The organism is Niallia sp. 03133 (assembly GCF_052663225.1).
Map to the genome: position 1 here is coordinate 62,508 of NZ_JBQTCY010000003.1, position 14,426 is coordinate 76,933.

Genomic DNA, 14,426 nt, shown 5'->3' on the forward strand with positions numbered 1-14,426 from the left:
CACCTTATTTAAGTACCATTAAATTTTTCTATTACTTACTGTATAATTATGGACAAAAAGATAAAGGTGGACCTCCATGATTCGAACTCTCCGGTTTTTCAACCGTTTTGTATTTAAGATAATACTCGTTTTTTTATTTGTTATCTTATTTCCAACCTTTATTTTAAGCCTGGCTTTTAATATGGAATCTACTTCTGTTGTTAAAAAAAGCGTTCGTGAAAATACGATTCAAATTGCGAAGCAAACAGCAGATTCCCTTTCTTTTATTTTTAAATCGGGTAGTGACACATCGGATTTTATTTTTAGCAGTACAGACATTCAGAACGCAGTTTTGAATATAAACAAAAATGAGGTTGAAAAACAAGGTCAGATTTTTCAATATATGAATAGTATTCTAAACCAGGTTGTTTACTCAAACTCCTTCATTGAAAATGTTTATGTATGGAAAGAAGGTGACAGTGATTGGGCTGGAAGCATCTTTTCTCCATATATGTATAATACGTCCATGTACAAGCTAATACGAGTGCGTGCGTCAGATCAGGAATGGATAAAGGAAGCAAAACAGAAGAACGGTGATTTAGTTTGGCAGGAGTTGCAGTATGACCGTTTAATTGGCGGTGGGGAAAATACCGATTTAATCCTTCCTATAGGTAGGGTATTAAAAAATTATCAGGATATGAAGCGCATTGGATATATACAGGTGAATTTGAATGGGAGATCTATCTTAAACGTTCTGGAACAAATACAGTTGGGAAAGACGGGGAAGTTTTTCGTTGTAGATTCCAAAGGGAAAATCATGATTCACCCTAATCTCCACTTAATAAACAAGAGAGTGGAAAACAAAAACTTACTTAACCGTATTATGGAGAATGACTTATCCGAATTCGAATATACTTTGAAAGGAATTTCATATTATGGAGTTAAGCAGCAGCTAAGCAATGGGTGGAAGATCGTGGGTACTGTGCCTGTTCAAGAAATCACAGGACCATTGGAGCGGCTGCAGACCTTCATATTCCTTTCCTCTGGTTTTCTCGCCATGCTTTCTATAGGCATCGGCCTGCTGATGGTTCGCAGAATAACAAAGCCAATTAACCAGCTCACTCTCGATATGCAGAAGGTGAAGAATGGCGATTTAACGGTAAGGACAAATGTGAGATCCAAAGATGAAATAGGTCTCTTGAGTCAGCAATTTAACAGTATGCTTCAAGAAATTGAACAACTGGTTGATCAGGTGAAGGAGGAGCAGGATGAAAAGCTTCAAGCGAAACTAAGGGCTGTTATGCATAGGATACATCCCCATTTCCTGCTAAATACACTTAATATGCTATGGTGGTTTATTAAATCTGATGATAAAGATCGTGCATCTCTGTGTTTGAAAGCATTAATCCGTCTATTGGATTCTCATATGGGCAAAAGCGGTGTTATGATAACTTTTAAAGAGGAATTGGACTTTCTGAAGAAATATATTGCCATTTTGGAAATGCGATACGAACGGACCATTCTATTAGAATTGGACGTTGATTCGGAAGCAATGGAACTAGTCATCCCTCGGATGTTGTTGCAGCCATTAGTGGAAAATGCTATTTTTCATGGAATTGTTCCTAAGGAATCGAACGGCCTTATCAAGATTCAGGTTCTTACAAGGGGAGATTATACAGAATTTATCGTCTCAGACAACGGACTTGGAATCGGGGAGGAGAAGATAAAAATATTATCTCAACCAGAGATTGCTATAGCCAAGGGAGAAATGGGCATCGGCCTTCTTCATATTTACGATACGCTTCGTTTCTATTATGCTGGCAGTTCTAAATGGATGATAACCAGCACCCTTGGGAAAGGAACAACTGTACGTATCTTACTTGGAAATCCTTTTGCATTCAACTCTCAGGAAGGAAAGAGAAAAGCATAATGATAAGGAAATGGATATTTATTTTGTTGATCATTGTTCTTGCAGGATGTGAAAAATCGAAATTTATCACTTCAGATGAGACTCAAACATTTCATGAGAATAAAGGACAAGTGATCGAGTTTTGGCATACATACAGCGATAAAGAAAGCAGGATTTTAGAACAGGAGATGATACCCGCTTTTGAACGAAAATTTCCTACTATTAAAGTAATTCCTGTAAGAAAACCTTTCAATAATGGGCTGAAGAATACATTAATTGCCCGCGCTTTTTCCAACCGTGGACCAGACGTAGTTCGGATGAAAATGGAATGGGTTCCAGATTTTTATCAAAATGATTTGCTTTTTCCTTTGAATCACTTTCCAGATTTCCAAAAAGTCCTGAATACACTTAATAGCAAGACCATGTGGGCAGGTTTTCATCAGAATAAATACTATTCTCTTCCAATGGATTTGTACGTGCAGGTGGCCATCTTTAACCAGAAGCTTTTGAAGAGGGCTGGGTATTCGAGGCCACCCCATACAATGGAGGAAACTCTGGATTTGGCAAGACAAGAGCATTATCGCATCGGACTAGGGGGGCTTAATATCTGGAGGACTATGCCATTTATATATGGTCTTGGTGGTTCATTGACCGATGATAAGTTTAGAATGGCGACCGGTTATTTGAATGGAGAAGCAACTGTACGTGCTGTGGAAAAACTATTGTCTCTATATGAAGACGGTTTAATTGATCGTATGGTTGGAGAAGAAGGAGGAGACAACTGGGAGGGAGTAAAAAGCGGAAACGTGCTGATTACGGGTGAAGGTCCATGGTTTTATAATATATGGAACGGGAAAGAATTGCATAGAGCTTTAAATAGTACGATATCTGTTCCTTTTCCTCATGATAAAGGGCCTTCTTCCCTCCTGGATGGGGAGAATTTGGTTATTATGAAGGGAAGCAAGCATAAAGAAGCTGCTTGGGTATTTTTGAAATGGATGACAAGTAAAGAGGCTCAGTTGATGATGTCGAAAGCAGGGATTTTTCCGACTAATTTAGAAGCAGCAGATTCATTGAATTTTAAGCAGAATTCATATAATCTTCCTTATCAAGAGGCGCTGGATTTTACTTTCCAAAGACCTTCGGTGGAAAATTGGGATGAAATGGATGAAGTATACACGATCTATATGAATAAAATTTTTCAGGGTGAAATCTCCGTGAAAGAGGGATTAACAAAGGCGGCAGAAGAGATTGATCATTTTTTAGCTGATTCCGATTCTGAATGAAAACGGGTTGGACATTGTAGTGTTCATCTCGTTTGTTGACCGCCTACTGTTTGTACAAATACTATTTTGTCTATACTCTTAAAGAGGCAATCCCAAAAGGTTATACTTTTGGGATTTCCTTTTCTTTTCCTGTTAACTATCGTTTTTCCCTTTATTTGAGTTCTCTTAACGAATTTGAACTTCTTTCTTCTCGTCAGATGGGATGCTTACATAAAGTATTTTAGTACTTGCATCATAGAAGAAGGTATTTGTTTTTCTTTGTGTATCCACAAGTGTTTCAACCTCTTGATATTTGTGGTTTCCAGCTTGAATTCTAGATGGCTTTTCCACTTTATTTAATTTCAGTGTATATTGCTCCAATTTAGATTCTTCGTAGTTGTCAACCTCTTGTTTTTGTTTAAATGTAATTGCGTTAGGCTTGCGCTCTACCTTAAATGTTGTTTGGTTGTATTCGCCTCTCGTGTAATCCTCTGTTTCTGCATCGTCCTCGTAGAAAGTCTGTGAAGCCTCCTTGTCAAGGTATGTTTCGAGAATCAAGTTGGTAAGTGGCTTCTCTCCTGTATGCTGCTGAACTTCGCGGCGAGGGATGATCGAGTCTTGCTTTACATAGATTGGAAGAGTTGCGAGATCGGCTTGTCTATGAATCGTTTGACCGCCCTCAAACTCTTCTCCAGTCCAGTAATCTATCCATTTTGCTCCGTCTGGCAAGTACACAGAACGGGACGTCTCTCCTTGAGTTACTACTGGAGCAATCATCAATGAATCCCCGAACATGTATTGATCATCAATATTAAAAGTATTCCGGTCATGCTGGAATTTGTATACAAGCGGCTGCTGTACAGGCTGCCCGCTTTCCTGCGCATGTTTGAATTGGTTATACAAGTAAGGAAGCAGTTCATAGCGCAGGGAAATATATTTACGGCTAATATCCTCCACTTCCTTGCCGAATGCCCACGGCTCTTGCTCCTTATCCCAACTGTAATGGTCGCGGGAGAATGGTACAAAGGCGCCAACTTCCATCCATCGGGCAAACAGTTCTGGCGTTGGTATGTCCTGTGATGTAGGTTTTGCAAATCCGCCGATATCATTGCCTACAAACGCTGCACCGGATAATCCAAGATTTGAGTTCATTGGGATTGTCATGCGGAGATGATCCCAGTTGCTGGTGTTATCTCCAGTCCAGATAGCGGCGTAGCGCTGAGTTCCCGCATATGCGGCACGTGTCAGCACAAAAGGACGGATATTCGGCTTATTTATTTTGAATGCGTTATACGTCGCTTCGTTTTCCAGATGGCCATAGATGTTATGAACTTCCATGTTCAATTTTTTGCTGCCGTCATCTGCATCATAGAATGTATCCAGCGGCATAGACCATCCGGGACCGCCAAACACGGCAGGTTCGTTCATATCGTTCCAAATGCCGGATACGCCCTTGTCAAACAGGGCTTTGTGCTTTTTCGCCCACCATTCTCGAACATCGTTTTTTAGGAAATTTGGGAAAACGGACTCGCCCGGCCAAACATAACCGACATAGGGGCTTCCATTCGAATTTTTAACCCAGAAATTATTCTTGGTACCTTCCTGGTACGTATCGAAAACTTCATCCACTTTAACACCTGGGTCGTTAATCGTTACATATCTGAAACCGAGCTTGTCCATATCTTCCTTCAGCTTGTCGGGATTGGAATATTTCGGTCCCCAAGTAAAGACGCGGTAGTCATTCATATAATCGATGTCCGCATACATTGCATCTGCAGGAATTTGCTTTTCTCGAAATGTTTTGGCTACCTTTACCATGTCATCTTGCCAATAGCCCCATTTGCTTTGATGGAAACCAAGAGACCATTCCGGCGGCAGGTTGATTTTCCCCGTTAAATCGGTATATCGGTCCACAACATTTTTAATTTCCGGACCTTGAATGAAATAATAGGTAAGTTTTCCGCCGTCCGCGTAAAAATAATAATAATCATCGCTTTCTTTGGCCATGTTGAAGTGGGAGCGATACGTATTATCGAAGAAAATCCCGTAAGCTGTTTCATCCTTCAAACCGATAAAAAACGGAATAGTTGCATACACATATTTCGTTTCTTTTGTATACGAATAGGCATCTGTGTTCCACATGCCGATATCATAGCCGCGTTTATTCAATCCGCCGGTTTGTTCGCCGAAGCCGTAAAAGTTTTCGTTCTTGTCTGTTTTTTTGAATACGTAAGGCTTTCCGCTTTCATAACCGGAGCCTTTCATATCGTCTTCGTTAATCACGTTTCCGTTTTTATCTAAATATTTGATTCCAAAAGGGTTTTTCTTGATGTCTACCGTTAAACTTTCGGTAGTTAGGAGGATTCTATTATCGTCTTCCTTTATTTTGAGGTTAGGAGCTGGCCAATCCTTTTTGGCAATTCCAGGAGAAATAAATTCATCCTCTCCTTTGTTTAAGAGAGACACTTTGGCCATATCGGAAGTAAGCAGCCGTATATAAGCTTCTTGATCGCCTAAATTAAGCTTGATGCCATTCTCCAACTTTTCTATGTTTTTTACGGTCATAGGCTGCTGCAGTTTGTTTTTATCTAGAGGCGTATCAGGAGCAGGCTGCTGGACTTCCGCTGAAACCGGTTGAGCAAAGTAAAGCTGTGTTATAGCATTTCCTGACAATACAACGGAAGCTGCTAAAACTAATGCCGACCATTTTTTGATTCTTTTCATCAAGATTTCCTCCAATGACATATGATTTTTATGAATGTTAAAAAAGTGATTGGAGACAAGAGTCTCCAATCAATAGATGATGGTTTGACAATATTTGCATACAGTAAGATTTCCCGTATATCGTTTGAATATTGAAATAGGTATTGCTGTTATTCAAGTGAACAGCTACTTTCTTTTACTTTTGAATCTTCACTTTGTGAAACTCATTAACAGGGATTTTAACATACAATACGTCTTCATTAGCATCGAAGTAGTAGGCTCTTTCTTGTTGGTTCATTTCATCCATGCTGTCTGTTTTTTTATATTTATAGTTGGCAGATTGAACTTTCTTTGGTTTCTCGGTGTTATGAAGCTTCAACGTATAATTCTGTATGTCGGATTCATATTTTTGAACTTTTTTATCTTGTTGGAATTCGATATGGTTTTCTTTGTTTTCAACATGGAAGTCGGTTATGTTGAATTCGCCTCTTGTGTAGTCCTCAGTAGTTGCATCGTCCTGATAGTAGCTATAGGAAGCATCGCTTTTCAGGTGGGTATCGAGAACTAGATTTGTCAGTTTCTTCTCGCCTGCATATTGCTGAACTTCGCGGCGCGGAATGATTGAGTCCTGCTTCACGTAGATTGGAAGAGTTCCCAGATCGGCTTCCTTATGGATTGTTTGTCCGCCTTCAAGCTCTTCTCCAGTCCAGTAATCGACCCATTTTACGCCAGTTGGCAGATATACGTCACGGGATGTAGATCCTTTATGAACGATCGGTGCAATCATCAGAGAATCCCCGAACATAAATTGGTCTTCATTGTTATAGGTGTTCGGATCGTTTTGGAATTGGAACACGAGTGGCTGTTGAATTAGATTACCGGTTTCATTTGCTTGTTTAAATGCATTTTGCAGGTATGGCATTAGTTCATAGCGCAAGGAAATATACTTGCGGCTGATGTCCTCAACATCCTTGCCGAATTGCCATGGTTCTTGTCTATTTGTATTTTGTTTAACAGATGGGCTGTCACCGTCATTATTATAATGGTCACGAGAGAACGGCAGGAAGGCACCAAGTTCTACCCAGCGTGCAAATAACTCAGGTGTAGTTATTTCACCTAATTCTTTATTTTTTGTAAATCCGCCGATGTCATTTCCCACAAATGGGTGACCGGATAATCCGAGGTTCGAATTCATCGGTATGGACATTTGCAGATGTTCCCACGTGCTGTGGTTATCACCTGTCCATGTTGCAGCGTATCGCTGTGTACCTGTATACCCGGAACGCGTTAATATAAAGGGACGGACGTTCGGTTTAAGATATTTGAATGCGTTATAAGATGCTTCTTCCTCCATATGTGCGTAAATGTTGTGTACTTCTTCATGGGTATGTTTAACCCCGTTGTCATCTTCCAACACAGCATCCAGCGGCAGTGTCCAGTGGTCTTCAGGAATGAAGCTGACTGGTTCATTCACATCATTCCAAATACCGTCAATACCTGTATCAAAAAATGGCTTATATTGCATAGACCACCAGTCTCGCGTTTCCTTTTTCATAAAATTCGGGTAAACGGAGGATGGTGGAGCCGATGGATCCCAAGGCCATAGTTTTCCAAGGAAATTGCTGCCGTCTGGATTTTTTACCCAAAGATCTTTTTTAGTCCCTTCATCATATACGCTATAGCCTGGCAAGGCTCTGATAGCCGGATCAAAGATATTCACTTGATGGAAGCCCATCTCATCCATTTTTTTGCCCAGTCCAGCTGGATCAGGAACTTTTTTCCCCCATGTAAAGGCTTTATAGTCGTCCATGTATTCAATGTCAAAGAATAATCCATCCGCTGGAATTTTCTTTTCCCGGTATCCTTGAGCTACTTCTTCCATGTCGTTTTGAGAATAAGCCCAACTTGATTGATGAAAGCCCAATGACCATTCAGGAGGCAGATTAATTTTGCCAGTTAAATCGGTATAACGGTCAACGACGTCTTTGATTTGAGGTCCATTGAAGAAATAATAAGTTAGTTTTCCGCCATCTGCATAGAAGTAATAGTAGTCGTCGCTTTCCTTTGCAAAGTTATAATAAGTACGATATGTATTATCAAACAAAATACCGTACGCTTTTTTGTCTTTTAAGCCGATAAAGAACGGAACGGATTGGTAAATGTATTTTGACTCATATGGGAACGGATCCTGATGCCAGATTCCTTCTTCCTTGCCCCGTTTGTTTAAGCCGTCGGTTTTTTCCCCTAAACCGTAAAAATTCTCGTTTTTATCTGTTTTCTTAAAGACGTAAGGCTTGCCATTTTCGTAGCCTAGACCTTGATCCCCATCCTCATTAATGACGTTGCCATCTTGATCTAAATATTTAATTCCAAATTGGCTTTTCTTGATGTCTACCGTTAAGCTGTCGGTAGTGAGGACGATTTGATTGTCGTCTTCCTTTATTTTGAACTTCGGAGCAGGCCAATCTGTTTTAGCGATTCCGACTGAGGTATATTCTTGATCCCCTTTATTTAAGATCGATATTTTTGCCATATCGGAAGTAAGCAATCTTATATAAGCTTCGTGGTCGCCCAAATCAAGCTTTACTCCGTTTTCCAGCTTCTCTACACTTTGCACAGTCATCGGTTTTTGAAGATTGTTCTTATCCAAAGGCCTGTCTGGGGTAGGCTTAAATGCTTCTATAGGGAACTGCAGATCCGCAGAAACGGGTTTGGCAGAAAAGAGCGTGGTAGACGCAATGCCAGTGAATAAAACAGTGGTTGCAAATGCTAATGATAAACCTTTCTTCATAAAGACTTCACTCCTGTCTGAAATAAAAATTTAATACTGAACCATGATTAATTGAAGTTAATTGAGGAATAATGAAATTTTTTCTTATAAATTCCCACCTTTCTGTTTTTGGAATGTTCCTCAAAAGTTGAGGTTACTAATAACACTAAATAGTAAAGGCCTTAGAAACAATGGAGATAACGCACCAAAAAATTGTAAAAGAACAGAGAAGAGTAAAGAAAGCGTTTTTATTTAACGTGTTCGGAATAGGAAGTAAATGGCACAAATAATGGAATAAAGCGGGTTTGTACATCTTTAGAAGATTTAGAACGTTTGCTTAAAAAAATTTATTTTGAGTGCTTTTGGTTGGAATAATATGTAATTGTTTAGTTCTTTCGTATATGGGATAGTAGAATATATCATTTGACATTTTTCTCTGAATTCCACTATGTTCCTACTAAAACAGTAATATTTTGCGTTGTATCAAGACATGAACTTACTATAGTTATTTAATAGGAAAATAGAAAAATGGATCTTCATCAAAAGTCTAAATTTTCTGGTGGATAATATTGAATGTTTGTCTACGCAATTATGTGAACTTAAAAGAAATATAATGCCAAAAAGCAATGTAGAATTTTGAATCTGACAGATATGGGGGAACTGCCATGTATCGAGTTGTTATTGTGGATGATGAGCCGATTAGCCGCAATGGAATTGAAGCATTTATCGATTGGAATAGGGAAGGTATGATGGCAGTAGCCATATGTGCTAATGGAGAAGAAGCTCTAACTGCATTAAATGCCTGTTCTGCCGATATTCTTATTACGGATATTAAAATGCCTTTAATGAATGGCATTGAACTCATGAAACAAGCGTTAGAGCTTTATCCTAGTTTAAAAGTGATCATGTTAAGCAGCTACAGTGATTATGAATATGTTAGAGAGGGGCTTAAACTTGGGGCGGTCGACTACTTGCTAAAGTCGGCTTTAGATCCTGAAGAGCTTCTTGAAGTCCTTCACCGGTGCATATCTATGTTGAAGGAAGAAAGAAAGAAGGAACTAGAATTTAATCATTATCAACATGAGGCTATTTACAAAGAAAGGAAATGCCTGGAGCAGCAAATCAAAAGAATGATGGTTCAAGCAAAATTATCTTTCTCTTCAATTGATTGGGCTCCTTCCTGGATGAGACAACAGTATGCTTGTATTTATCTAATGCTGGACAGTGCGGAGGAATTAAGAGAAAAACACGGTTATCTGCATGTTCAATTATTGTTGGAGGAATTCCAGGAAGTGTTTTATGAGAATATGCCTGAAGGTGCTGCGGTGTTGTCGGGAGAAAGAAGCTTGTTTCTTTTATTGCCAGTCAGTGTTTGCAATTGGGATATAAGGATTCTCCGATTGAAACGATCCGTTGAAGCGGAATTAAACCTTTCGATTTCTGTTGGCTTTGCAGTAGAGGAAGGCATTTATGGAGTTTTGAATGGATTAGCCAATAGCCGGATGGCTTGCCAAAGACGATTTTTTGAAGGAGTTGGAGGTATTTACGAGTGGAAAGAAAATCAGGCAGCAATAAACGTTTCAAAAATGGAAATAGAAGCGCTTGATTGGTCCCCCTTTTTCGAAATTATCCGCAATGGGGATCCAGTTTCCTCTGCGGTTGAATATGCAATTGATCAATGGAAAGGCTTATGCTTGAATCCTGAGCAAATAAAGAAAGCGGCTTACGATCTTCTTCTCCATATTAAGGAGCTTCAGGCAGATACAGGATCCCTGCTCACGGATCAGTTTGATTTGCTTGAACAGGCAGAGACGCTGGATCAAATAGCATCACTTTTTAAATGTGTATTGGAGGAGATGGAGCCATCTTTTACCCCAAGAATTCCTGACAACGGCAACGGCGGGCAGTTGATTACAAAAGCGCTGGAGTATATCGACGCCTATTATAGGGAGAATTTAACGCTTCAGATGGTGGCGGATTCCATACATATTAGTAAAAACTATTTTAGTATCCTTTTTAAACAACAAACAGGTTATAACTTTATCGATTATTTAATTGAGCTGCGAATCCGGGAAGCGAAACGGCTCTTGGCTGAGGAGGATGACCGGATATATGATGTTGCTGAAACTTTAGGATTCAATGGAGTGAAATATTTCAGCAGACTTTTTAAAAAAATGACCGGTTTAACTCCGTTGGAATATCGAAAAAAATACAAGGAAACATGTTCTCCTATCACGTAAAAACACTTATTTATATTTTTAAATGATGATTATTCAGGATTATATCGGAAAAATAAACCTGCTCAGCTGTGAAAAGGGAGCAGGTTTTGATTTTTCTATGATGTTTTGTTTAGTCGTTTTTTGCTGTCACTCGGTTATTTTCCAAATGAATAATAGTAAATCCATAAGGAGCCAGCTCCAGATTTGAAGATTCCTCCAACGGTTCACCGTTCCATAGATTCACTGGTTTTTTATGGGTGAAATCAATTGGTATCGTGATTGCTAAATCATTCGCTGCGTTGTTAATAGCAATAATAATGGTTTCATCCGCAGTTTGTTTGCTGTACACAAGATGGTTTGACTCTTTAGATGCTTCTAGTATTCTGAACTCACCCTTATTTCGTAAAAGGGCATGATTATTTCTTAGTGAAATTAATTTTTTTACATAGGAAAGAAGCTTTTCGTTTTGTTCACTTCTTTCCCATTTCATGCATTCTCGGCAGCCTGGATCATTTTCGCCGGTTAATCCAATTTCATCTCCATAGTAAATACAAGGTGTTCCTATAAAGGTAAACTGGAATAAAAAGAGCAATTTCAGCTTGTCCATATTTTCCTGGCAGGTAGTTAAAATTCTTTGTGTATCATGGCTTCCTAATAAATTGAATGCAACATGATTTACGTTTGCCGGATAAGAGGCAACAACTTTTGTAATTTGCTGGGCAAATTGTTCCGCATTTATTTTGTCTTTTGCTAAAAAGTTTAAAACAGCGTCTGTAAATGGATAGTTCATGACTGCATCAAATTGATCTCCATGAAGCCACGGCATGGAGTCATGCCACACTTCCCCGAGAATATAGGCATCCTTTTTAATTTCTTTGACAGCATTTCGAAAGGATCTCCAAAAGGCATGATCCACTTCATTTGCTACATCAAGGCGCCAGCCATCGATATCAAATTCCTCTATCCAGTATTTTGCCACAGTGAGAAGGTACTTTTTCACTTCGTCATTTTCGGTATTTAATTTCGGCATCATATGGGTAAAGGCAAATGTGTCATAATTTGGTTCAGGAAAGGCTTGAACAGGGAATTCTTTTAGATGAAACCAATCTTTATAGACAGATTTTTCTTGATTTTCGATCACATCCTGAAATGGAGGGAACTGATATCCGCTGTGGTTGAAAACAGCATCCAGCATCACACGAATTCCTTTTTCATGACAGGTTTTCACTAATTGTTTTAGTGTATCTTTGTCACCGAACTGCGGGTCAATTTCCATATAGTCGATGGTGTCATACTTATGATTGGTAGTTGCTTTAAAGATAGGGGTAAAGTAAATGCCGGTAATTCCCAGCTCAACTAAATAATCCAGCTTGTTCATAACCCCTTGCAAATCACCGCCAAAAAAAGAATCAGGCTTTGGCTTTTCGCTTCCCCAAGGAAGAGTGTTTTCCGGATTTAAATCAGGATTGCCATTGCAAAAACGTTCAGGAAAAATCTGATACCAAACTGTATCTTTAACCCATTCAGGCGCCTGGAAAATATCTGCAGCATTTAAAAATGGAAAACAAAAATAAAAACTGCCATCTCGAGGATCTTTATCGAGGAATCCTCTTTCCCCGTATACGGCAGATTCTGTATCTGAATAAACTTCAAATCCGTATCGTAAACGGCGGAATTCAGGTGTCACTTCTGCAAACCAATAATCAAATAATTCATCAGATCCTTCTAGTTTCATCGGCTTCTTTTTGTTATTCCAAAGATTATCTGTCCAATCATATGGATCCCCGTATATTAAATCAACTTTTATTAAATCGCTTTTTTTTGTTCGCAAGCGAATATGCAGCAGTTGATTGTTGAATGCATATGCAAAATTATCTTTTGGTCTATGGTAAATCGCTTCTTTTATCATCTATTTCCTCCGAATATATTAGTTTAGTTGTCTAGGACAAACGTTTGCATTAATTAAGTCTAGTTTTACTATAAAGGCAATGGGAGGAAAATTTCAATGAAAATTCAGAAAAAAGTACATTTAATTGTTTAGTGTCCGAAAGAATCGAAGATCAATTGGAAGATGAATATAGGAGTAACGAGGAGAGGGAAGAAATAAGAAATAGTTTCTGAAATTTTCCAAAAAAAAAATTGCTCCCGCATTGATAAAGTGTAAAAATCAATAGGGAGCAGTTCTAATCAAGCTTCTTGTACTAGCTGATATTTTTCTTTAAAGTTTTTATATTGATCGACGACTTTTTGATGGATGGGATGTGAGCTTGGAATTCCTAAATATTTGGTAATAACGTGATGAATGCCGTTTTTTCGTATTGCTTTTTTTAGTTTGACAGCTTCTGGATCTTTATCATAATCAAACAACAGTCCGGCAGCCATTGCCTTTGTAAGATTGGATACGTCCATGCCTAAATCATAGGTTAGAAGGGCTGGGCGGACGAGGCGGTCGCCGATCGAAAGCTTGCGGAGCGGGGATCGTCCAACACGGACAACTTTATCAATTAATTTCGGATTAATGAAACGATTAAGGATTTTTTGGATGTATTCGTCGTGTTTTGATTCATCCAGCTCATATTTCTCTGTTAACATATTTCCCGTTTCGTGCATCACTTGTTCAATTTGACTTTTTAATTTAGGGTCAGCCATTACCTCTTGGATTGTAGTGTATCCTTCCAGGTAGCCATAATAAGCGGCGCAGCAATGACCAGTATTGACAGTAAATAGCTTGCGTTCAATAAAGGCTTCAAGGGAATCTACCAATTTGACATCTTTGATTTCTGGCAGTCCTCCAAGCATCGCAGAACGGTCAATCACCCATTCGAAATAGGGCTCAACGGTCACTTCTAAAGGATCTTCATGGTGTTGTGCAGGAACAATTCTATCTACTGCTGCATTCGGAAAGGCGATAAAGCGGTCAGCTGGTTCATGCCATTCTGCTGGCAGATGCTCATAAACGAATTCTTTTAGTTGGGAGCTTCCACCTATCGCATTTTCGCAGGCGATGATATGAAGAGGGTTAGTATTGTTGGTTTTCAGCCTATGCTCGATTCCTAATGCAATCTTCTTAGCGATATTTGGCAAATTTGATACACCAATTGCAGTAGTGATCAAATCAGCTTCTGCAATCTGTTTCAAGACGGATTCTTTATTTTGAGAAGATATAGCTGTAACGTTTTGAACAAGGATTTTCTCGTTCGATTGATTGGCGATGTGGACGGAGTAGTTGTTTCTTTGTTTGAGAAGGGATATTTTCTTTTTATTGCGTGTAGCAAAGCAAACATCATAACCAGATTTTGTTAAAAGCAATCCGATAAAACCTCTGCCAATATTTCCAGCTCCAAAATGAACTGCAAGTGGTCTGCGCACCCTGTTGATTGAATCATTCTTTTCTTTCGTTAACCTATTCACATACGTTCTCTCCTTTTGGTTTGTTCTTTGAAAATTCAGATATTTCAGGAGGTATGCAGCCGCCGCACCAACGTAATTTAGATGGCAGGACGACTAAAAATCTACCTGAAATAAAGTAAACTTCTATCAGTGGGGGTTTTTCCTCATCCCCGACTGATAGTTAGTTGCAC

The 14,426-nt window shown here is 39.1% G+C and carries 7 protein-coding genes; 3 read left to right on the forward strand and 4 right to left on the reverse strand.

Annotated elements, in window-relative coordinates; translation table 11 throughout:
- The first annotated feature begins 76 nt into the window (after window positions 1-76).
- Together ACTYBU_RS05020 and ACTYBU_RS05025 are read left to right on the forward strand one after the other, a co-directional pair.
- Window positions 77-1,909: a sensor histidine kinase gene (locus tag ACTYBU_RS05020; RefSeq protein ID WP_445487664.1), complete on the forward strand. Its 1,833-nt coding sequence runs from the start codon at window positions 77-79 to the stop codon at window positions 1,907-1,909.
- Window positions 1,909-3,174: an extracellular solute-binding protein gene (locus ACTYBU_RS05025; RefSeq protein ID WP_445487665.1), complete on the forward strand. Its 1,266-nt coding sequence runs from the start codon at window positions 1,909-1,911 to the stop codon at window positions 3,172-3,174. Before ACTYBU_RS05020 ends, ACTYBU_RS05025 begins: the two co-directional genes overlap by 1 nt.
- A 165-nt stretch (window positions 3,175-3,339) precedes the next feature.
- Here the strand turns inward: ACTYBU_RS05025 and ACTYBU_RS05030 are convergent, their stop codons facing one another.
- Together ACTYBU_RS05030 and ACTYBU_RS05035 are read right to left on the reverse strand one after the other, a co-directional pair.
- Window positions 3,340-5,877 carry a glycoside hydrolase family 31 protein gene (locus tag ACTYBU_RS05030; protein WP_445487667.1) on the reverse strand — a complete coding sequence of 846 codons (2,538 nt, stop codon included), beginning with the start codon at window positions 5,875-5,877 and terminating at the stop codon, window positions 3,340-3,342.
- Window positions 5,878-6,052: 175 nt separating this feature from the next.
- Window positions 6,053-8,647: a glycoside hydrolase family 31 protein gene (locus ACTYBU_RS05035; protein WP_445487669.1), complete on the reverse strand. Its 2,595-nt coding sequence runs from the start codon at window positions 8,645-8,647 to the stop codon at window positions 6,053-6,055.
- A 644-nt stretch (window positions 8,648-9,291) separates the two neighbouring features.
- On the opposite strand from ACTYBU_RS05035, the gene ACTYBU_RS05040 reads away from it, so the two are divergent.
- Window positions 9,292-10,866, forward strand: a complete 1,575-nt coding sequence (locus ACTYBU_RS05040; RefSeq protein ID WP_445487670.1) for a response regulator transcription factor — start codon at window positions 9,292-9,294, stop codon at window positions 10,864-10,866.
- A gap of 109 nt (window positions 10,867-10,975) precedes the next feature.
- Here ACTYBU_RS05040 and ACTYBU_RS05045 read toward each other — a convergent pair whose 3' ends face one another.
- On the reverse strand, window positions 10,976-12,754 hold the full coding sequence (locus tag ACTYBU_RS05045) for a glycoside hydrolase family 13 protein (protein WP_445487672.1): 1,779 nt from the start codon (window positions 12,752-12,754) through the stop codon (window positions 10,976-10,978).
- Window positions 12,755-13,032: 278 nt separating this feature from the next.
- Window positions 13,033-14,256 (reverse strand): mannitol-1-phosphate 5-dehydrogenase, encoded by a 1,224-nt coding sequence (locus ACTYBU_RS05050; protein ID WP_445487674.1) that lies wholly within the window; start codon window positions 14,254-14,256, stop codon window positions 13,033-13,035.
- Window positions 14,257-14,426 lie beyond the last annotated feature (170 nt).

What these genes read in the sequence shown, in the direction of transcription:
- ACTYBU_RS05045 (WP_445487672.1), bottom strand. Translation starts at nt 12,754, where the DNA reads ATGATAAAAGAAGCGATTTACCATAGACCAAAAGATAATTTTGCATAT.
- ACTYBU_RS05020 (WP_445487664.1), top strand. Translation starts at nt 77, where the DNA reads ATGATTCGAACTCTCCGGTTTTTCAACCGTTTTGTATTTAAGATAATA.
- ACTYBU_RS05025 (WP_445487665.1), top strand. Translation starts at nt 1,909, where the DNA reads ATGATAAGGAAATGGATATTTATTTTGTTGATCATTGTTCTTGCAGGA.
- ACTYBU_RS05040 (WP_445487670.1), top strand. Translation starts at nt 9,292, where the DNA reads ATGTATCGAGTTGTTATTGTGGATGATGAGCCGATTAGCCGCAATGGA.
- ACTYBU_RS05030 (WP_445487667.1), bottom strand. Translation starts at nt 5,877, where the DNA reads ATGAAAAGAATCAAAAAATGGTCGGCATTAGTTTTAGCAGCTTCCGTT.
- ACTYBU_RS05035 (WP_445487669.1), bottom strand. Translation starts at nt 8,647, where the DNA reads ATGAAGAAAGGTTTATCATTAGCATTTGCAACCACTGTTTTATTCACT.